The 20868-nt window shown below is 74.4% G+C and carries 11 protein-coding genes and 1 pseudogene; all 12 read left to right on the top strand.

Going from position 1 to position 20868, the window contains the following annotated elements:
- Window positions 1-25: 25 nt before the first annotated feature.
- Window positions 26-1219, top strand: a pseudogene (locus DQ384_RS44300) (amino acid adenylation domain-containing protein); the annotation flags it as partial.
- Window positions 1202-1765 (top strand): AMP-binding enzyme, encoded by a 564-nt coding sequence (locus tag DQ384_RS44295; RefSeq protein WP_425451532.1) that lies wholly within the window; start codon window positions 1202-1204, stop codon window positions 1763-1765. The pseudogene DQ384_RS44300 and the gene DQ384_RS44295, both read left to right, overlap by 18 nt.
- Window positions 1762-6483: a type I polyketide synthase gene (locus DQ384_RS29965; RefSeq protein ID WP_114032238.1), complete on the top strand. Its 4722-nt coding sequence runs from the start codon at window positions 1762-1764 to the stop codon at window positions 6481-6483. The genes DQ384_RS44295 and DQ384_RS29965 overlap by 4 nt, the downstream gene beginning before the upstream one ends.
- Entirely contained in the window at window positions 6476-7774 is a 1299-nt protein-coding gene (locus tag DQ384_RS29960; protein WP_220183217.1) for a MupA/Atu3671 family FMN-dependent luciferase-like monooxygenase, read from the top strand. Before DQ384_RS29965 ends, DQ384_RS29960 begins: the two co-directional genes overlap by 8 nt.
- On the top strand, window positions 7771-11883 hold the full coding sequence (locus tag DQ384_RS29955) for a non-ribosomal peptide synthetase (protein WP_114032237.1): 4113 nt from the start codon (window positions 7771-7773) through the stop codon (window positions 11881-11883). The genes DQ384_RS29960 and DQ384_RS29955 overlap by 4 nt, the downstream gene beginning before the upstream one ends.
- The gene (locus DQ384_RS29950) at window positions 11876-13105 is read left to right on the top strand and encodes an MFS transporter (protein WP_114032236.1); all 1230 of its coding nucleotides are present in this window, start codon (window positions 11876-11878) and stop codon (window positions 13103-13105) included. The genes DQ384_RS29955 and DQ384_RS29950 overlap by 8 nt, the downstream gene beginning before the upstream one ends.
- Window positions 13106-13161: 56 nt before the next feature.
- Window positions 13162-15627, top strand: coding sequence for a non-ribosomal peptide synthetase (locus DQ384_RS29945; protein ID WP_147268939.1), 2466 nt, complete (start codon window positions 13162-13164; stop codon window positions 15625-15627).
- The gene (locus DQ384_RS29940; RefSeq protein ID WP_114032234.1) at window positions 15624-16871 is read left to right on the top strand and encodes an ATP-grasp domain-containing protein; all 1248 of its coding nucleotides are present in this window, start codon (window positions 15624-15626) and stop codon (window positions 16869-16871) included. Before DQ384_RS29945 ends, DQ384_RS29940 begins: the two co-directional genes overlap by 4 nt.
- Window positions 16864-17541, top strand: a complete 678-nt coding sequence (locus DQ384_RS29935; protein WP_114032233.1) for an HAD family hydrolase — start codon at window positions 16864-16866, stop codon at window positions 17539-17541. The genes DQ384_RS29940 and DQ384_RS29935 overlap by 8 nt, the downstream gene beginning before the upstream one ends.
- Window positions 17538-18728 carry an SDR family oxidoreductase gene (locus tag DQ384_RS29930; RefSeq protein WP_114032232.1) on the top strand — a complete coding sequence of 397 codons (1191 nt, stop codon included), beginning with the start codon at window positions 17538-17540 and terminating at the stop codon, window positions 18726-18728. The genes DQ384_RS29935 and DQ384_RS29930 overlap by 4 nt, the downstream gene beginning before the upstream one ends.
- A 42-nt stretch (window positions 18729-18770) precedes the next feature.
- Entirely contained in the window at window positions 18771-19784 is a 1014-nt protein-coding gene (locus DQ384_RS29925; protein WP_114032231.1) for a DUF3048 domain-containing protein, read from the top strand.
- 157 nt (window positions 19785-19941) lie between these two features.
- Window positions 19942-20856: a pyridoxal 5'-phosphate synthase lyase subunit PdxS gene (gene pdxS / locus DQ384_RS29920; RefSeq protein WP_114032230.1), complete on the top strand. Its 915-nt coding sequence runs from the start codon at window positions 19942-19944 to the stop codon at window positions 20854-20856.
- Window positions 20857-20868: the final 12 nt, after the last annotated feature.

Here is a 20868-nt window from a genome sequence, read left to right as displayed (position 1 = left end):
CCAGGCGGCGGTCCGCGGCGAGGCCGTGGCGGTGACCGGCGAGGGCGAGCCGCTGACCTACGCGGAGCTGGACCGCGAGTCGGCGCGGCTGGCCCACCACCTGCGCGCGCTCGGCGTCGGCCCCGAGGTCCCGGTCGCCGTGCTGCTGCGGCGCACGCCGCGGCTGGTCGTCGCGCTGCTGGCGGTGCTCAGGGCGGGCGGCGCGTACGTCCCCCTCGACCCGGCGAGCCCGGACGACCGGCTGGCGTACATGATCTCCGACGCGGGCGCGGGCGTCCTGCTCACCGACGACGCCCTCCGCCCCCTGGACGCCCGGCACGTCGTGGACCTCGGCGGCGGCGGGCCCGACCTGTCCGCGTACCCGGTGACCGCCCCGGACGGCACCGGAACCGGTCCGGACAACCTCGCCTACGTCATCTACACCAGCGGCTCGACCGGCGCGCCCAAGGGCGTGATGGTCGAGCACCGCAACCTCACCGGCCTGCTGCGCGGCACCCGCGACCTGTTCGGCTTCGGCCCTGACGACGTGTGGTCGCTGTTCGCGCCGGCGGCCTTCGACGTCTCGGTCTGGGAGATGTGGGGCGCGCTGCTGCACGGCGGCCGGCTCGTCGTCGTCCCCGACCACGTCCGCCGCTCGCCCGAGGACTTCCACGCGCTGCTGGGCCGGGAGGGGGTCACCGTCCTCAACCAGACCCCGGCCGCGTTCCGCCAGCTCGTCCGGTTCGCGGAACGCTCCGGCGCCCGCGTCGGCCCGGCACTGCGCCTGGTCGTCTTCGCGGGCGAGGCGCTGCCCCCCGCGACGCTGCGCCCCTGGTTCGCGCGGCACCCGGACGACCGGCCGGTGCTGGTGAACATGTACGGCATCACCGAGACGACCGTCCACTCGACCTACCGGCGGATGACCGCGGGCGATCCGGACACCGCGCCGGGCAGCATGATCGGCGAGGCAATCCCCGGCTGGACGATGCGCCTGCTCGACGGCGACCGGGACGCGGCCGCCGGTGAGCCCGGCGAGCTCCACGTCGGGGGCGCGGGCGTCGCGCGCGGCTACCTGGGCAGGCCGGGCCTCACGGCCGAGCGTTTCGTGCCCGACCCGTCCTCGCCGGTGCCCGGGTCCCGCACGTACCGGTCGGGCGACCGGGCGCGGCGGCACTCGGACGGCGACCACGAGTACCTGGGACGGCTCGACCACCAGGTCAAGATCCGTGGCCACCGCGTCGAGCCGGGGGAGATCGAGGCGGCCCTTACCCGGCACCCGGCGGTCCGCGAGGCCGTGGTCGTCGTGGGCCGCGACGAGGCCGGGGAGCCGCGCCTGGTCGCGTACTGGGTGGCCGCCGGCGGCGAGCCGCCCGGGCCGTCCGCGCTGCGCGGCCACCTGCGGCGCACCCTGCCCGAGTACATGCTGCCCAGCCTGTACGTCCCGCTGGACCGGCTGCCGCTGACCGCCAACGGCAAGGTCGACCGGGCCGCCCTGCCCGCGCCCGGCGCCGCGCGGCCGGACCTGGACGTGGCCTTCGCCGCCCCGGCCAAGCCCATGGAGAAGGCGCTGGCCGACATCTGGGCCGAGGCGCTGCCGGTGGACCAGGTCGGGCTCGACGACGACTTCTTCGAGCTGGGCGGCCAGTCGATGCTCGCCGCCCAGGTCGTGATCGCCGCACGGGAGCGGCTCGGCGTCCCCGCGTCGCTCCGGCTGCTGTTCGACGGCCCGACGGTGCGGGAGTTCGCCGCGGCGCTGGAGGAGACGCGCACAGGGGAGAGCCCATGACCTACGAACCGGACGCCGGGCCGCCCGGCCACAGCGTCGCCATCATCGGCATGAGCGGGCGCTTCCCCGGCGCGGCCGGCGTGGACGAGCTGTGGGCCGATCTGCTCGCGGGCAAGGAGGCGGTCACCCGCTACACGCGGGAGGAACTCGCCGAGGCCGGGGTGCCCGAGCGGCTGCTGGACGACCCCGCGTACGTCCCGGCGGGCCGCCCGGTGGAGGGGTTCGACCTCTTCGACGCCGAGTTCTTCGGCGTCCCCCGCACCGAGGCCGAGCTGATGGACCCCCAGCACCGGCTGCTGCTGGAGACCGCCTGGCACGCCCTGGAGCGCGCCGGGTACCCGCCGCGCGAGTCCGGCGCGCGCACCGGGGTGTTCGTCGGCGTCTCGTCGAGCACCTACCTGCTTGAGCGGGTGGCCGGCGCCGGGTCCGCCGAGGTCTCCGACGAGCTCCAGAGGGCGATCGGCAACGACCCGGGCATGCCGGCGCTGCGGGTGTCGTACAAGCTCGGCCTGACCGGGCCCAGCTTCACCGTGCTGAGCGCCTGCTCCTCGTCCCTGGTGGCGGTCCATCTCGCCGTGCAGAGCCTGCTCGCCCGCGAGTCCGACCTGGCGCTGGCGGGCGGGGCCGCCGTGCGCGAGCTGGAACCGCGCGGCTACCGGTACGAGGAGGGCGCGATCCTCTCGGCCGACGGCCATTGCCGCCCGTTCGACGCCTCCGCCTCCGGCACCGTCTCGGGCGACGGCGTGGGCCTGGTCGTCCTCAAACGGCTGGAGGACGCGCTCGCGGACGGCGATCACATCCACGCCGTCATCCGCGGCACGGCGGTCAACAACGACGGCTCGGCCAAGGTCGGCTTCACCGCGCCCTCGCCGGAGGGCCAGGCCGAGGTGATCGCCGAGGCGCTCGCGGTCGCGGGGGTCGACCCCGCCACCATCCAGTACGTCGAGGCGCACGGCACGGCCACCCCGCTCGGCGACCCGATCGAGGTGCGGGCGCTCACCGAGGCCTTCGGCCCTGACGTACCCGCCGGGTCGTGCCTGCTCGGGTCGGTGAAGGCCAACATCGGCCACCTGGACGCGGCCGCCGGGGTGGCCGGGCTGATCAAGACGGCGCTGGCGCTCGAACACCGCTTCGTCCCGCCCGCGCCGCACTTCCGCACGCCCAACCCGGAGCTGGGCCTGGAGAAGACGCCCTTCCGCGTCAACGCCGAGGGGATACCCTGGCCGGAGGCCGCCCACCCGCCGCGCGCCGGGGTGAGCGCCTTCGGGGTCGGCGGCACCAACGCCCACGTCGTGCTGGAGGCCGCGCCCCCGGTGACGCCGCCGCGGGACGTTCCGCGCAGGAGCTGGCACATCCTGCCCGTCTCCGCGCGGACCGCGCCCGCCGCCGAGGACGCGGCCGCGCTGCTCGCCCGCGAACTGCGGGACGGCGGGCCCGCGCTCGCGGACGTCGCCTACACGCTCCAGGTCGGCCGGACCGCCTTCGCGCACCGCCGCGCGGTCGTGTGCCGTGACCGCGCGGGCGCCGTCGCCGCCCTGGAGCCGTCCGGAGGAGCCGTCCCCCCGCCGCCCGATCATCACGAGACGCCGCCGCCGGTGGTGTTCATGTTCCCGGGGCAGGGCAGCCAGCACCCCGGCATGGGGGCGCGGCTTTACCGCACCGAGCCGGTCTTCCGCGAGGCCATGGACGAGTGCGCCGAACTGCTGCGCCCGCACCTCGGCCGGGACGTCAGGGAAGTGGCCTTCGGAGACGGAGCCGATGCCCGCGAGCGGCTGCGCGACACGCTCCACACCCAGCCCGCCGTCTTCAGCGTCGGCCACGCGCTGGCGCGGCTGCTCATGTCCTGGGGCGTGCGCCCCTCGGCGATGATCGGGCACAGCCTGGGCGAGTACGTCGCGGCCTGCCTGGCCGGGGTGTTCACCCTGGAGGACGCGGCGCGCCTGGTCGCCGCCCGCGCCCGCCTGATGCACGACCTGCCGCCGGGGCGCATGCTGTCGGTCCCGCTGGAGGAGTCCGCGGCACGCGAGGCCCTCGGCGGCCTGGCGCAGGTGGCCGCGGTGAACGCGCCCGCCGCGTGCGTGGTCGCCGGCGGCCCGGAGGAGATCGCCGAGGCCCGCCGCGTTCTGGAGGGCCGGGGTGTCGCCGTCCGCGAGCTGGAGACCTCCCACGCCTTCCACACCTCGCTGGTGGAGCCGGCGCTGCCCGGCCTGGCCGAGGTCTTCCGGAGCGTGCGGCTCGGCGCGCCGCGGATCCCCTTCGTGTCCAACGTGACCGGCACCTGGATCACCGCCGGGCAGGCCACCGACCCGGAGTACTGGGTGTCCCACACCCGGCGGCCGGTGCGCTTCTCCGACGGCCTCGCCACCCTCGCCGGGCAGGGCGCCGACGCCGTCCTGGTCGAGACCGGCCCGGGCAGCGCGCTCGCCGGGCTGGCCCGCGCCCACCGCGCCCACCAGGCCGATCAGCCCCACCAGGCGCGGGACGCCCACCGCGCCGGCGCGGGCGCCCGGGGGACCACCGTGACGCTGATGCCGCGCCCAGGAGGCGAGGCGGCCGAGGACCGGGCCGTGCTGGAAGGACTGGCGGCCCTGTGGCGGCGCGGCGTGAGCGTCGACTGGCGGGCGTTCCACGGGGACGAGCCCCGCCGCAGGGTGCCGCTGCCCGGCTACTCCTTCCAGCGCCGCCGCCACCTGCTTCCCCGGCCCGGCGCCGCCGCGAGCGGCGCGGGCTCCTCCCGGCGCGCCCCTTCCCGTTGGACGTACGCCCCGGTCTGGCACCCCTCCGCGCCGCCGAAGCCGGGGGAACCGGCCGCCCACCAGGCCGGGGAACCGGCCGCGTGGCTCGTCCTGGCGGACGAGGCCGGGCTCGCCGGGCGGCTGACCGAGGTGTTGCGCGGGCGCGGGCACGCCGTCACCACGGTGCGCATGGGACGCGACTACGCCCGCCTCGCCGAGGACGTCTTCCGCGCCGACCCCGCGCGCCCGGAGCACCTGAGCCGCGTCCTGCGGGAGCTGCGGGGGGACGGCTTCGTCCCCGCTCGTGTCCTGCACGCCTGGAGCGTCGCGGGCCCCGCGTCGGCCACCGCGCGCGACCACACGCCCGGAGATCGTGCCGGCGACCGTGGCCGCGCGGAGGACGTCGTGCGGCGTTACCAGGAGAGTCAGGAGCGCGGCTTCCACAGCATGGTCGCCCTGGTCCAGGCGCTCGGCGAGAACGGGGACGACCGGCCCGTGCGCGTGGACGTGCTGACCGACGACCTGCACGACGTGGCCGGCTCGCCGGTGCGGCTGCCCGAGCGCGCGACCGTGTACGGCGCGGTGACCGTGCTGCCCCAGGAGTACGCGGCCCTGACGTGCGGCGCCGTGGACGTCACCGTCCCCGCCGACGACGCGGGCCTGCGGGCGCTGGCCGAGCGGCTCGCCGCCGAGCTGACCGGACCGCGCGGCGACGCCCTGGTCGCCTACCGCGGCGGCCGGCGATGGAGGCGGGCCTTCGCGCCGGTCGAGCTCGGCCCCGTGCCCGCCGGGACGGTTTGGCGGCGCGACGGGGGGTACCTCGTCACCGGGGCCTCGGGCGAGACCGGGCTGGCCTTCGCCGAGCACCTGGCCGCCTCGGGCGCCCGCCTCGTCATGGTCGGCGACCAGGGCTTCCCCGCCCGCGACACCTGGGACGACGGCGCCACCGACGCGCGCACGCGGGCCGGGATCGCCCGCCTGTCCGCGCTGGTCTCCGGCGACGCAGTCACCTACCTCGACGCGGATCTGTCGGACCCGGCGGAGGCGGCCCGCGCCGTCGCCGAGGCCCGCTCCCGGCTGGGCCGGATCCGCGGGGTGTTCCACATGCCCGGCGCGCGGGGCTCGGGCATGGTCGCGCTCAAGACCCGCGACCGCTTCGAGCCCGTCCTGGCGAACCGCGTGCGGTCGACCCTGCTGCTCGGGGAGCTGCTCGACGGTGAAGACCTCGACTTCCTGCTGCTGGACTCCTCGACCACCGGCGTCGTCGGCGGGTTCGGCCAGGCCGACAACTGCGCCGCCGCCGCGTTCCTCGACGCCTTCGCCCAGGCGGGTGCGGCGCGGGGCCGTCACATGGTCGCCGTCGACTGGGGCCAGTGGGAATGGGACGACTGGCTGGAGGAGCAGATGGCCGGCCTGCCCGAGGTGCGCGAGCAGTACGAGCGCCTGCGCCGCGAGCAGGGCATCCCGGCCGCCGACGGCCTGGCGGTGGCCCGCTCCGTGCTCGCTTCGGGGCTCCCGCAGGTGGTCGTCTCCACCGTCGACTTCCAGGACGTCCTCGCCGATGGGTCCAGGCTGACGGCGACGGCGTTCACCGACTCCCTGGGATCCCACGGCGCGGGCCGCGGGCCGGACACCGGCTGGGACCCGGCGGACACCTGGCCCGGCGACGAGGTCGCCCAGAACGTCGCGTCCGTCTGGCGTGACCTGCTGGGCGTGCCGAGCATCGGCCCGGAGGAGGACTTCTACGCCCTCGGTGGCAACTCCCTGTTCGCCATCCAGATCGTGTCGCGCCTGCGCCAGGTGTACGGCGACATCCCCATGAGCGCGGTCTTCGAGGCTCCGACGGTGCCGGGCCTGGCCGCCGCCATCCGCGCGCACCAGGCCGAGAGCATCGGCCTGGACGAGTTCGAGGCGCTGCTGAGAGAGGTCGAGAGCCTGTCGCTCGAAGAGGCGGAGGCCAAGTTGAAGGGGGACCATGTCTAGCGAGTCCGACGAGCCCACCCAGTCCGCCCAGTCCGCCGAGTCCGGTGAGACGGACGTGAGCCGGCTCCGGTCCCGGATGTCCTCGCTGACGCCGAGCCGGCGCGCGGTCCTGGAACAGGCGATGCGCGAGCGCAACCTCAAACCCCCCGCCTCCCTGGCCGACGCGCCCGGCGGCGGGGACGCGGGCCGGGCGCCCGCCGCGCCGCGCAGGACCCGCCGGGACACCAGCGCGATGGACTTCAGCCTGTTCTTCTTCTCCGGGGACGGCTCGGTCCAGGGGCCGGGCAAGTACGAGCTGCTGCTGGAGAGCGCCCGGTACGCGGACCGGCACGGCTTCTCGGGCATCTGGGTGCCAGAACGCCATTTCGTGGACTTCGGCGGCCTCTACCCCAACCCGTCGGTGCTGGCGGCGGCGATCGCCGTCCTGACCGAGCGGGTGCAGATCCGGGCCGGCAGCGCGGTCCTGCCGCTGCACCACCCCGTCCGCGTCGCCGAGGAATGGGCGGTGGTCGACAACCTGTCGGGGGGAAGGGCCGCCATCTCCGCCGCCTCCGGCTGGCACCCCAACGACTTCATCCTGGCCCCCGGCGGCCACGAGAGCTACGCGCGGCGCAAGGAGGACATGTTCGCGGCGATCGAGGTCGTCCAGCGCCTGTGGGCGGGGCAGACGGTCGAGCTGTCCCGGGCGGACGGGACGACGCAGCCGGTCCGCACGCTGCCGCGCCCGCTCCAGCCCCGGCTGCCGATGTGGATCTCGGCGCAGGGCAGCGTGGAGACCTTCACCGGCGCGGGGCGCATCGGCGCCAACGTCCTGACCGGCCTGGTGGCGCAGCGGCCGGCCGACCTGCGCGAGAAGATCCAGGCGTATCGGGAGGCGCTGCGCGCGGCCGGGCACGACCCCGGGCGCGGACGGGTGACCGTCATGGTGCACACCTTCCTCGGCTCCGACGACGCCGAGGTCAAGGAACAGGTGCGCGGCCCGCTGACCGGCTACCTCAAGACCTTCCTCGCCCAGCAGGACACCTTCGACAGCCAGTTCTCCAAGCTGGACGAGGCCGAGCGCGACGTCATGCTCGCCGCCACCTTCGAGCGCTACTTCGACACGCTGGCTCTGCTCGGGACCCCCGGCCGCTGCGAGGCGCTGATCGAGGACCTGGTGGACCTCGGCGCCGACGAGGTCGCGTGCCTGGTCGACTTCGGGCTGGAGCCCGAGGTGGTGCTCAAGGGCCTGGACCACCTGTGCGAGCTCAAGGACCGCTACCGGGCCAGGCCGCGAGGAGGCCGGGAGTGACGGAGCCGACGGAGCTGTCGGAGCGGCTGGCCCGGCTGAGCCCCGCCCAGCGCGCCCTGCTGGACAAGCGGATGCGCGACCTGAGCCCGCCCCCCGCCGCCCAGAGCTCGATCCCCAGGCGAAGCGACCCCCGCCGTGCCCGGCTCACCGTGGACCAGGAGCGCATCTGGCTCATCCACCAGTTCGACCCCGCGGACCCGGCTTACAACGTGTTCTTCGCCTCGCGCCTGCGTGGCCCGCTCGACACCGCCGCGCTGCGACGGGCGGTGGACGCGTTCGTGGCGCGGCACGAGGCGATGCGCACCACCTTCGAGCTGGACGGCCTGACCCCGGTGCAGGTCGTGCACGAATGCCTGTCGGTGGCCGTCTGGCACGAGGACCTGCGTGGCGTCCCGGCCGCCCTCCGGGAGGAGGAGATGCTGCGGCTGGCCACCGAGGAGGTGCGCACGCCGTTCGACATCGTCCACGGCCCCCTACTGCGCGTCGCGCTGTTCCGCATGGACGAGCGCGAGCACGTCCTGGCCGGCACGGTGGACCACCTCGTCTGGGACCGCTCGTCCATGGGCATCTTCAACGCGGAGATCGCCGAGCTGTACTCGGCGTACGCGACCGGCCGCGAGCCCCGGCTGCCCGCCATCGAGATCCACTACCCCGACTACGCCGAGTGGCAGCCGCGGTGGATGCGCGAAGAGGTGCTGGGCAAGCACCTTCCGTACTGGAAGAAGCGGCTGGAGGGCGCCGAGCTGGTGCTGGAGCTCCCCACCGACCGGCCTCGCCCGCCGGTGCAGACCTTCCACGGCGCCCGCCACCAGTTCCGGCTGCCGGCCGGGCTGACCCAGGCGATCCGCGACCTCGCCCGGCGCGAGGAGGTGACGGTCAACGTCGCCCTGCTGGCCGCCTGGCAGCTCCTGCTGCACCGGCTGACCGGCCAGCGCGACATCGTGGTCGGCACCACGTCCTCCACCCGGGCCCGGCCGGAGACCGAGCCGATGGTCGGCTACTTCCTCACCATGCTTCCGCTCCGCACGACGATCGACCGCGGCATGACCGTCGCGGAGCTGCTCAGGGCCGCCCGCACGACCATGGTGGGCGCCTTCGACCACAACGACATCCCGTTCGGCACCCTGCTCGACGAGCTCGACGTCGAACGGGACCCGAGCCGCACCCCGGTCTACCAGACGTCGTTCATCTACGTGGACTTCCTGCACGAGGACGCCGCGCCGATGGAGGGCCTGGAGGTCGAAGAGCTCATGCTGGACAACTTCACCGCCAAGGACGACGTGACGCTCGGCTTCTTCGACGACCGGTCGCTGGGGCAGGACCGCTTCTTCGGCATGCTGGAGTACAACACCGACCTGTTCGACCCGAGCACGATCGCCCGGATGAGCCGGCAGCTGGAGCGGCTGCTGGAGCAGATGGTCGCCGAGCCCGGCCGGCCGGTGGGCGAGCTGGAGCTGTTCGCCCCGGGTGAGGCCGAGACCGTGCTGGTGGAGTGGAACCGCACCGCCGCCGCACGCGAGCCCGGCCTGTGCCTGGAAGACCTCGTCCGCCGCCAGGCCCGCGCGACCCCCGGCGCGGTCGCGGTGTCCTGCGGCGACGAGCGGCTCACCTACGCCGAGCTGGTGGGCCGCGCGGGCAGGCTGGCCGCCCACCTGCAGGCCGAGGGCGTGGGCGACGAGACCGTGGTCGGCGTCTGCCTGGAGCGGTCATGCGACCTGGTCGTCGGGCTGCTCGCCGTGCTGATGGCCGGGGGCGCGTATCTGCCCCTGGACCCGCGTCACCCGCCGCTGCGGCTCGCCGTCATGGCCGCCGACGCCGGCACGCGGCTCGTCCTGACACGGGAGGACCTGCTCGACGTCGTGGCCGGCTGCCCCGGCGGGCGCGTGCGCGTGGACGCCGACGCCGAGGCGATCGCCGGCGCGCCGCCGGTCCCGCGCGAGCCCGTCCTGCGGGACGAGCGGCTGGCCTACGTCATCTACACCTCCGGCTCGACCGGCCGCCCCAAGGGCGTCGAGGTCACCCACCGGGCCCTGGTCAACCTGCTGCTCGCGATGGCCGGCGAGGTGGGGCTCGGCGAGGGCGACGTGCTCACCGCCGTCACCTCGGTCTCCTTCGACATCGCGGGCCTGGAGCTGTACGCGCCACTGATCACCGGCGGGCGGGTCGCCGTCGTCCGCGCCGAGGACGCCCAGGACGGCCACCGCCTGGCCGCGCTGCTCGCCCGCGAGGGCGCGACCGTCATGCAGGCGACCCCGGCCACCTGGCAGCTCCTGGTCGAGGCCGGGTGGAGCGACGCGGCCGGGATGCGGATCCTGGTCGGCGGCGAGGCGCTGCCGCCCGCACTGGCCGAGCGGCTCGTCCGGCAGCCCGGCCGCACCTGGAACGTGTACGGGCCGACCGAGACGACGATCTGGTCCACCGCCCATCGGATGGACGCCGGCACCGAGCCGATCTCCATCGGCCGTCCCCTGGCCAACACCCAGGCCTACGTGCTCGGCGAACGCCTGGAGCCGGTGCCGGTCGGCGTGCCGGGGGACCTGTACCTGGGCGGCGACGGCGTGGCCCGCGGCTACCGCGGCCGCCCCGGCCTCACCGCCGAGAGGTTCGTCCCCGACCACATCGGCGGCCGTCCCGGGGCGCGGTTGTACGCGACCGGCGACCGGGTACGGCTGCGCGAGGACGGCTCGCTGGTCTTCCTCGGCCGTGGCGACGGCCAGATCAAGCTGCGCGGCTTCCGTATCGAGCTGGGCGAGGTCGAGGCCCGGCTGGAGGACCACCCGGCCGTACGGCGGGCGGTGGCGATGCTGCGCGAGGACCGTCCCGGCGACCCGCGCCTGGTGGCCTACATCGAGGGCGACGCGCCCCGTCCCGGCGAGTTGCGCGACCACCTGCGCGCGTCCCTGCCCGACTACATGATCCCCTCGGCGTTCGTCCAGGTCGGTGTCTTCCCGCTCACCACCAGCGGAAAGATCGACCGGAAGGCGCTGCCCGAGCCGCCGTCCGAGCGGAGCGCCGCGGACTACGCCCCGCCCCGCGACCCCGTGGAACTGGAGGTGGCGCGGGTCTGGGAAGAGGTCCTCGGCGTCGCGCCGATCGGCGTCCACGACGGGTTCTTCGACCTCGGCGGCCACTCCCTGCTCGTGCTGCGCCTGATGGCCGAGATCGAGCGGCGCTTCGGGCGGCGGCTGCCCATGGCGGCGATCTTCCAGGGTGCCACGGTCGAACGCTTCGCCCGCATGCTGCGCGAGGGCTACCAGGAGGAGACCGGCGTCCACCTGGTGCGCATCGGCGGGGACGGCACCGGCTCGCCGGTCTTCTTCGCCCACCCGGCCGGCAGCGAGGTCGTCTGCTACATGCCGTTCGCCCGGCATGTGGAGCCCGCCGGCCGGCCGCTGTACGCGCTGGCCTCCCCGCCGCCGGTGGACGGCGCGCTGCCGTTCCCCCGGTTCGAGGACCGCGCCGCCGCCTACGCCGAGCTCATCCGCCAGGTGCAGCCGCACGGGCCCTACCACCTGGCCGGATGGTGCTACGGCGGGTCCAACGCCTACGCCGTCGCCCGCGAGCTTGAGGACGCGGGGGAGATGGTGTCGGTCGTGCTCATCGACTCCCACGCGCCCGAGCCGGTCGCCGCCGGCGAGGAGCCCGACCGCGCCGAGATCGTCGAGGCGGTGGCCGCCAACCTCATCTGGGACTACGGCGCAGCCCTCAAGCCCCTCGCCGAGCTGCACGCGATGACGCCCGAGGAGCACCTGGACTACCTTCTCGGGCTCGCCCGCGCGGCCGATTACCTGCCGCCGGACGCCGGCCGCGAGCAGATCGCCGAGGTCCTCGACCTGTGGGTCGCCAACCTGCGGCTGCTGTGGAACTACCGGCCCTCCCCGCTGAAGGGCAGGATCACGCTGGTCCGCGCGGCCGAGGAGGAGCACGACATCGCCGCGCGGTGGCGGGAGTTGGCCGCCGGCGACCTGGACGTCCGCGAGGCCGAGGGCAACCACTACACCGTGATGCGGGCACCCCGCGTCCAGGCGGTGGCCGCGGTGATCAACGAGGTCTTCCGCGAGCACACCGTCCTCAGACAGGACATCGGAACCGAGGGCGCGCATGCTTGAGCTGCTGAAGGACGGGACGTACATCAGGTACTGGCTGGCGGTGGTCGCGTCCTTCCTGGGCGACGCCACCGCGCGGGTCACGCTGATCTACGTGGCGGCCACCCTGACCGACGCCCCGGCGCTGCTCATCGCGCTGGTCATCCTCGCGCAGATGCTCCCGGCGGGCGTGCTGGCCGCGTTCATCGGCCCGCTGGCCGACCACGTCCCCGCGCGGGTGCTGCTGGTCGGCTCGGACCTGGCCCGGGTGGTCATCGTGCTGGCGATGATCCCGGCCCGCGGCTCGGCGTGGCTGCTGCTCCTGCTCATCCTCCTGGAGGGGGTCGGCAAGGCGTTCTTCGAGACCGCCCGCATCAGCGCCATTCCGAAGATCGTCGGCGGGCACGGCATCCCGGCGGCGGTCGCGCTGTTCCAGAGCACCAACCACACCATCAACCTGGTCGGCCCGGCGCTGGGCGGGTTGCTGATCGCCCTCGGCAGCGTGCCGGTCGTGCTCGGCGTCAACGCCGCCACCTTCGTGGTGTCCGCGGTGCTGCTCGGCAGCATGGGAGTGCTGCGGGAGGTGCCGGTGGCGGGCGGCGCCGGGCGCGAGCCGTACTGGCAGGCGCTGCGCACCGGCGTGCGCGGGGTGATGGCGGTGCCCTCGCTGCGCTTCCTCGGCGCGTTCCTGGTGCCGGTGATGATCGTCCTCGGGCTGTTCACCACCAACCTGAACGCCCAGCTGCTGACCGTCTTCGACCTGTCCGCCCTTCAGTTCGGCGTCGCCCAGGCCATGTTCGGCGCCGGGTCGATCCTCGGCGCGCTCATCGGCCCCGGGCTGGTGCGGCGGTACTCGTCCAACAGGCTGCTCATCGGCGCGGTGATGCTGTTCGGGCTGTCGCTGCTGCTGCTCGGCCCGACCGGCTGGCTGGCCGACCGGCTCGGCATGGTCGTCATCTCGCTCTGGTGCGTGCTGGCGGGCCTCGGCTCGGGCCTGTTCCAGGTGCCTGTGGCCAACACCGTGCTGCGCGACCTGCCCGAGGAACTGCGCGGCCGCGGCGTCGGCCTGCTGAACGCGCTCATGGTCAACTTCACCGTCGTCGGCGTGATCGTCGGCGGTGTGGTGGCCCAGCTGGTGAGCGTCGCCGGCTCGATCATCGTCTCCGGGCTGCTGCTCGTCATCGCCGCCGCCGCGTTCGCGGTCGTCCCGATGCGGCGGCTGCGGCAGTCCGAGGCGTCCGGCTGAGCGCCCGCGCGGGCCACGTGATCCCGACCACCGATGTGAACGACAGGGGGAGCACCTTGGGGGACAGCATGATCGACGCGCACATGGAGCACTGGCGGCGCGAGCTGGCCGGGCTGGAGCCGCTGGAGGTTCCGGCCGGCCGGCCCCGCCTGAACGTGGACGGCGGGGAGGTCGCGACCCGCGAGGCGATCCTGCCCGGCGAGGTGGTGGAGGGCGTGCGCAAGCTCGCCGCCGAGCACGGCACCACACCGCCCGTGGTCGTGCTCGCGGCCTTCCACCTGCTGCTGGGCCGCTACGGCCGCCAGGAGGACGTCGCCACCCTCGTCCGGGCCGAGCCCGCCGGGCCGGTGCCCGTCCGCACCACCCTGACCGGCGGGTTCGGCGGCCTCGTGGCACAGGTCAGCGACCGGCTGCGCGACGCCCAGGCACACCCGGTGCCGCTCGCGCGGCTCGGCGAGGCGGACGGCCTGCCGTGGGTCCGGGCGGTGCTCGGGGAGGCGGAGGCTGCGGACGGCGACCCGCCCGTGGACCTGGCGCTCGGCGTCCGGGAGGAGGCGGGCACGCTGGAGGTCCGGATCCGCCACGCGACCGGCCATCTGGACCGGCCGGCGGCCGAACGGATGGCCGGCCACCTGGGAGTGCTGCTCGCGGCCGCCGTGGCCGCCCCCGAGAAGCCGCTCGGCGAGCTGGACATGCTGACCGAGGGCGAACGCCACCTGCTGCTGGGGGAGTGGAGCGCAGGCCCCGCCACCGTCCCCGCCGGCCACCTCGTGCACCGGCTGGTGGAGGAGCAGGCGGCCCGCAGGCCCGGCGCCGTCGCCGTGATCTGCGGGGACGAGCGCCTGACCTACCGCGAGCTGGACGCGCGCGCCGGCCGGCTGGCCGCCCGCCTCGTCTCCCGCGGCGTGGGACCGGACGTCCCGGTCGGCCTGCTCCTCGACCGCGGCACCGACATGATCGTCGCACTGCTCGCGATCATGAAGGCGGGCGGCGCGTACGTGCCGCTGGACCCGGAGTACCCGGACCAGCGGCTGGCCTTCGTCCTGGAGGACACCGGCGCCCCGGTCGTGATCGCCCACGGGCACCTGCGCGGCCGCCTCCCCGCCGGCCCCGAGGTGATCGCCCCGGACGAGCCGGCCGACGCGGCCGCCCAGCCGGCCGGCCCCGGCGCCGGTCCCGGCGACCTCGCCTTCGTCATCTACACCTCCGGCTCCACCGGCGTCCCCAAGGGCGTGGCGGTCCCCAACGCGGCGCTGGCCAACCTGCTGGAGGTCATGCGCGGCACGTTCCCCGCCGCCGAGGGCGCGGTCCTGTTCGCCACCTCCATCGCCTTCGACATCGCCACCATCGAGGTGTTCCTGCCTCTGACGAGCGGCGGCCGGGTCGTCGTCGCGACCAGGGAGCAGGCCCGCAACCCGCGCGACCTGGTGGACCTCATCGATGCGCACGGCGTGGCGCTGGCCCAGGCGACGCCCTCGGCCTGGCGTCCCCTAGTGGCGGCCCTGGAAGCCGGCGGGCCACGCGACCTGCAGATCCTCACCGGCGGCGAGACGCTGCCCGCCGACCTGGCGGCCGCCATGCTGCGGGCCGGGTCGCGCGTCGTGACCGCCTACGGCCCCACCGAGACGACGATCTACATGACGTCCGCCGAGATCCGCGACGTGGCGCGCGGCGTGCCGATCGGCCGCCCGTTCCCCGGCACCGAGGTCTACGTCGTGGACGACGCCGGGCTGCCCGTCCCGGTCGGCGTCCCCGGGGAACTCCTGATCGGCGGGGTGTGCCTTGCCCGCGGCTACGTCGGCCGACCCGAGGAGACCATCGCGCGCTTCGTCCCCCACCCCTTCTCGGCCGACCCCGGCGCCCGCGTGTACCGCAGCGGCGACCTGGTGCGCTGGGCGCCCGACGGCGACCTGGAGTGCCTCGGACGCCTCGACCACCAGGTCAAGGTGCGCGGCTACCGCGTCGAGCCGGGGGAGATCGAGGCGGTGCTGTCGTCCCACGAGGACGTGGCCTCCTGCGTCGTGACCGCCCGCGAGGACGTCCCCGGGGACGCCGGCGGCAAGGCGCTGGTGGCGTACTGCGTTCCCGCTCCGGGCCGCGCGCCCGGCGTCGCCGGCCTGCGGCAGTGGTGCGCGGACCGCCTGCCCGGCTACATGGTCCCGAGCGCCTTCGTGTTCCTGGACGCCATCCCGCTGACGACCAGCGGCAAGACCGACCGCAGGGCGCTGCCCGCCCCCGAGGGCGACCGCAGCGGACTGGACTCGTTCGTCGCCCCGCGCACGCCCGCCGAACGCGCCGTCGCCCGCATCTGGGCCGAGGCCCTCTGGATCGACGAGGTGGGCGCGCGCGACGACTTCTTCGAACTCGGCGGCGACTCGCTGATCGCCGTGCGCGTGGCGGCGCGACTGCGGGACGAGTTCGCCCTGGAGGTCCCGGTGTCCGCCCTTTTCACCCACACCACCGTCGAAGACCTGGCCGGCGCGCTGGCCGCCGCCAGGCGGAGCGGCGGGGTGATCGCATGAGCCACAGGCCCGTCCTGCTCGTCGTCTACGACACCGGCAGCCTCGCGCCGACACGGCTGGCTCAGGCGGCGCTGGGCAACGACTGCGACCTCGTCTTCGTGACGGCCGCCACCGAGCACGCCCGGGAGATGATCCCGGCGCTGCGCATGGTCGGATCGGTCGTGGAATCGTCCGGCCGCACCGAGCACGACCTGGTGCGGGAACTGCGGGAGATGAAGCCGTCCGGCATCGTCACCTTCAGCGAGTTCCAGCTCGCCACGACGGTGCGGCTCGCCGACGCGCTCGGCCTGCCGTACCACGCGCCCGGCGACCTGGAGGCGATCACGCACAAGGACCGGCAGCGCGAGCGCCTGGCCGAGGCCGGCCTGCCCGCCGTCCGGTTCCGCACGGTCACGCGCCTCGACCAGGCCGATGAGGCGCTGGCCCACGTCGGGCTCCCCGCGATCATCAAGCCCGTGATCGGGGCGTCCAGCCGCAACACCGTCGCCGTCTCCACCCCTGGGCAGTGCCACCGGGCCCTGGCCGAGATCCTGGGCGGCACGGGTGACGCGCCCGCCGAGACGGCCGTGATGCTGGAGGAGCTCCTCCCCGGGCGCCCCACCGCCGCGCCGTGGGGCGACTACATCGCCGTCGACTGCGTCGCGCTCGGCGGCGACGTCCGGCCCGTCTTCGTCACCAGCAAGTTCGCCCTGGCCGAGCCGTTTCGTGAGCGCGGCGGCTACGGCGGGTTCTCGGTGGTCCCCGAGCCGGAGGTGCGGGAGGTGCGGGACCTGGCGTGCCGCGCCGTGCGCGCCCTCGGCGTCCATGGCATCGCCGACGTCGAGATCAAGCTGACCGGGGCGGGCCCGCGGGTCATCGAGGTCAACGGCCGCCTGGGCGCCTGGGTGGACGACCTCGCCGTGCGCTCGGGCACCGCCGACCCGGCCGACGTCGCGGTCAGGGCCGCGCTCGGCAGGGACTGTGAGACCGGCGGGGTCAAGACGGACGGGCCGATCGCCTTCCACTACCTCATCGTGCCGCCCTTCGGCGCCCGGCGGGTGCGCTCCATCCGCGGCGCCGCCGCCCTGCGCCGGGTGCGCGGCGTCGAGAGGCTCTCGGTGCTGGTGCGGCCCGGAGCCTCGGTGGACTGGCGCATCGGCGCCCGCGGCAACGTGGCCGCCGTCATCGGGACCGTCCGCGACCACGACGAGCTGGCCGAGACGGTCGCCGCGATCGAGGCCGTCGATTGGATCGCATATGAGTGACCTCGTCATCTTCGACCTCGACGGCGTCCTGGTCGACACCCAGGACGCGGAGAACGGCGCCCTCGCCTACCTCGGCGGGCTGATGGGGCTCACCATCGGCGAGGGCGCCGCGGCCGAGCTGTTCTCCGGCAGGAAGATGCAGGAATGCATCGACCTGATGGCGGACATGGCGGGGTGCGCTCCTCCCGACGGCGCGATGAGCATCGTGCGGGCCAGGTGCGAGGAGCTCATCGGCCCGAGTCTGGAGCCGGTGGACGGGGTCGCCGACGCGCTCGCGCGGATCCCCGCCCCCAAGTGCGTCGCCTCCAACAGCCCGAGGGAGATCATCGAACGCCGGTTGCGCGGCGCCGGCGTCCTGCACCACTTCGGCGGCGGCATCTACTCGGCGTACGACGTCGGCGCCTGGAAGCCGGACCCGAGGCTGTTCCTGTGGGCGGCCTCGGAGTGCGGCGCCGACGCGAGCGGCTGCGTCGTCATCGAGGACAGCCCGGTCGGGGTCGACGCCGCCCTGGAGGCCGGCATGCGGGTGCTCCAGTTCACGCCCGACCCCTCGGCGGGTCCGCACCGTGAGGGCGTCCCCACGTTCTCGTCCATGCGGCGCCTGCCCGAGCTGCTGCGCGCGCCCGCGCCCTTCACCCCGGTCACCGCACGCGACGGAGGTATCAGGTGAACGACATCCGGAAGATCATGGTCCTGGGCGCCGGCGATCTCGGCCGGCGGGTGTTCCACGAGCTCGCGCACGGTGGGGGCAGGCACGTACAGCTGGTCGGCCGGGACGAGGACGCGACACTGCGGGCCGCCAACCTCACCCGCTACTGCGCCCTCCAGCGCGGGTACGCGGACGTCGGCGTCAGCCACGCGGTCACCGATCTGGCCGACGTCGCCCGCACCGCCGAGCGCATCGCCCGCTTCGCCCCGGACGTGCTGTTCCTCGCGGCGAGCTACCAGTCGTGGTGGGTGATCTCCACTCTCCCGAAGGACGCCTTCGAGCGCCTGTACGCCGCCAACTACGGCCCCTGGCTGCCGATGCACCTGGTGCCGGTGATGAAGGCCATGGAGGCCGTCCGGATGGCGGGCAGCGACGCGACGGTCGTCAACGCCGCCTACCCCGACGCAGTCCACCCCGCGCTCGCGGCGGCGGGGCTCGCGCCGCACATCGGCATCGGCAATCTCGCCAACAACGTCCCCGGCATCCGCGTCGCCGCGGCCGACGAGCTCGGCTGCGCGCCGGACGAGGTGGAGGTGCGGCTGGTCGCCCACCACTACGTGTCGCACCGGCTGTCCCGGCGCGGGGACAGCGGCCCGGCCGCGATGGGGCTCTCGCTGCTGTGGGAGGGGCGGGACGTCACCGCCAAGGTGGACATCGCGGGCCTGCTGCGGCGGCTCCCCGGGCGCTACCGCCGCACCGGAGGGCTGGCCGGGCAGGCGATGACCGCGGCCTCGGCGCTCAGCGTCCTGGAGCCCCTGGTCGAGCGGCGGGACGCCGTCGTCCACGCCCCCGGTCCGATGGGCATGATCGGCGGCTACCCCGTCGCGATCGAGTCCGGGCGGTTCCGCCTGCTGCCGCCCGACGGCATGACGCGGGAGGAGGCCCTCGCGATCAACGTCTCCGGGCAGGTCCAGGACGGCATCACCGAGATCCGGGCCGACGGGACCGTAGTGTTCGAGGACGCGTCGATGGGGGTCCTGGCCGAAGAACTGGGCTACGACTGCCGGGAGATGCCGTTGCCCGACGCGGAGGGGCGCGCGCGGGAGATCGCGGAACGCTTCGCCGCGTACCGCGAGCGGGTGGCGGCCGGAAACGCGGGGAAAGCGACTCGTCTGATCTTGCGTATCAGCGGTGCCCGCCGTAGGTAAGCTTCGTGGCATTTCCAGGAGAAATCGGGAGGAGCCGCAGCTATGCCAGCAAAACGGGTGATCGGCGTCGCCCTGGCAGGGGCGGCCGTTCTGGCGCCCGCCGTGGCCTGCTCGTCCTCCGGCGGGGCCACGCCGGCGTCCCAGGAGACGGCGCCCGCTCCTCTGGCGTCCTCCTCGCCCGCGCCGCCGCCGGAGCACCCGTTCACCGGGCAGCCGGTGGCGAGCCGCAGGCCGGTGCTCGCCGTGAAGATCGAGAACACGGCGTCGGGCAAGCCGCAGCTCGGCCTGCGCAGCGCGGACCTGGTGTTCGTCGAGCAGGTGGAGGGCGGCCTGACCCGCCTCATGGCGGTCTTCTCCTCCAAGCTGCCCGCCAAGGTCGGGCCCGTCCGCAGCGCCCGCATCTCCGACCTGCACCTGCTCCCGATGTTCGGGAAGCCCGCGCTGGCCTACTCCGGCGTGCAGAGCAAGATGATCCCGCTGGTCAGGGAGGCGTCGCTGTTCGACGTCTCCGACAGCGCGGACCCGGGCGCGTACTTCCGCCAGCCGGGACGCGTGGCGCCGTACAACCTGTTCGCCGACACCAAGAAGCTGCTGGCGGGCGCGCCGAAGGCGACCAAGGCCCGGGACATCGGGTTCGAGTTCGGTGACGCCCCGGCGGGCGGGGTACCTAAAAAGACCTTTACCGTAAAATATCCGGCGGCTCGGTTCACCTTCACCTGGTCCGCGGCCCAGAAGCGCTGGCTGGTGGCGCAGGACGGCAAGCCCGACATGGCGGCCGAGGGCGGCCAGCTCGGCGCGCCGACCATCGTGGTGCAGTACGCCAAGACCACCCGCTCGGAGTTCCACGACTTCACCGGCAGCTACACGCCGCTGATCCAGACCACCGGCACCGGCAAGGCCGTCGTCCTGCGCGACGGCAAGGCCTACCAGGCCAAGTGGTCGCGCCGCTCGGAGAAGACCGGCACCGAGTTCACCACCGCGGACGGCGAGCCGATGACGTTCAGCCGGGGCCAGGTGTGGGTGGTCCTCGCCGCCCCCAAGCCCGTCCAGCCCTGAGCCTCCCCGCCCGCCGCGGCCCCGCGTGGCCGCGCCCGCGCGTCGTACGGCTTGTCCAAAGATCGCCGTCATTTGCGACGATCTGGACCGTCCGGGCGGATGCTGATCAGCGCCTACCATGGACCTGAACCCATTGTCGCGCTCGTGAGGTAAGACCGTGTCCAGCAGCACCCCCGAAGTCACCGACCCCGCCGTCACCGGCACCGCCCGTGTGAAGCGTGGCATGGCCGAGATGCTCAAGGGTGGCGTCATCATGGACGTCGTCACGCCCGACCAGGCCAAGATCGCCGAAGACGCCGGCGCCGTCGCCGTCATGGCCCTTGAGCGTGTTCCCGCCGACATCCGCGCCGAGGGCGGCGTGTCGCGCATGAGCGACCCCGACATGATCGACGGCATCATCCAGGCCGTCTCCATCCCCGTCATGGCCAAGGCCCGCATCGGCCACTTCGCCGAGGCCCAGGTCCTGCAGGCCATCGGCGTCGACTACGTCGACGAGTCCGAGGTGCTCACCCCCGCCGACGAGGCCAACCACATCGACAAGTGGGCCTTCACCGTCCCCTTCGTCTGCGGCGCCACCAACCTCGGCGAGGCCCTTCGCCGCCTCTCCGAGGGCGCGGCGATGATCCGCTCCAAGGGCGAGGCCGGCACCGGCAACGTCGTCGAGGCCACCCGCCACATGCGGCAGATCCGCGGCGACATCAAGCGGCTGGGGGCCCTGGACGAGGCCGAGCTGTACGCCGCCGCCAAGGAGCTGCGCGCTCCGTACGAGCTGGTCGCCGAGATCGCCAAGACCGGCAAGCTGCCCGTCGTGCTGTTCACCGCGGGCGGCATCGCCACCCCCGCGGACGCCGCGATGATGATGCAGCTCGGCGCCGAGGGCGTGTTCGTCGGCTCCGGCATCTTCAAGTCGGGCGACCCGGCCAAGCGGGCCGCCGCCATCGTCAAGGCCACCACCTTCTACGACGACCCCGACGTGATCGCCAAGGTCTCCCGCGGCCTCGGTGAGGCGATGGTCGGCATCAACGTCTCCACCCTCCCCGAAGCCGACCGTCTCGCCACGCGCGGCTGGTAGTGGTCGCGTCCG

This window comes from Sphaerisporangium album (assembly GCF_003323745.1).
Taxonomy (GTDB): Bacteria; Actinomycetota; Actinomycetes; order Streptosporangiales; family Streptosporangiaceae; genus Sphaerisporangium; species Sphaerisporangium album.
The sequence above is the reverse complement of the archived record's forward strand: the minus strand, read 5'-3'. Positions and strand labels throughout refer to the sequence as shown.

Excerpts from the sequence above, each read along its gene's own strand:
- DQ384_RS29950 (WP_114032236.1), top strand. The coding sequence starts at position 11,876 with ATGCTTGAGCTGCTGAAGGACGGGACGTACATCAGGTACTGGCTGGCG.
- DQ384_RS29935 (WP_114032233.1), top strand. The coding sequence starts at position 16,864 with ATGAGTGACCTCGTCATCTTCGACCTCGACGGCGTCCTGGTCGACACC.
- DQ384_RS29960 (WP_220183217.1), top strand. The coding sequence starts at position 6,476 with ATGTCTAGCGAGTCCGACGAGCCCACCCAGTCCGCCCAGTCCGCCGAG.
- DQ384_RS29925 (WP_114032231.1), top strand. The coding sequence starts at position 18,771 with ATGCCAGCAAAACGGGTGATCGGCGTCGCCCTGGCAGGGGCGGCCGTT.
- DQ384_RS29940 (WP_114032234.1), top strand. The coding sequence starts at position 15,624 with ATGAGCCACAGGCCCGTCCTGCTCGTCGTCTACGACACCGGCAGCCTC.
- DQ384_RS29965 (WP_114032238.1), top strand. The coding sequence starts at position 1,762 with ATGACCTACGAACCGGACGCCGGGCCGCCCGGCCACAGCGTCGCCATC.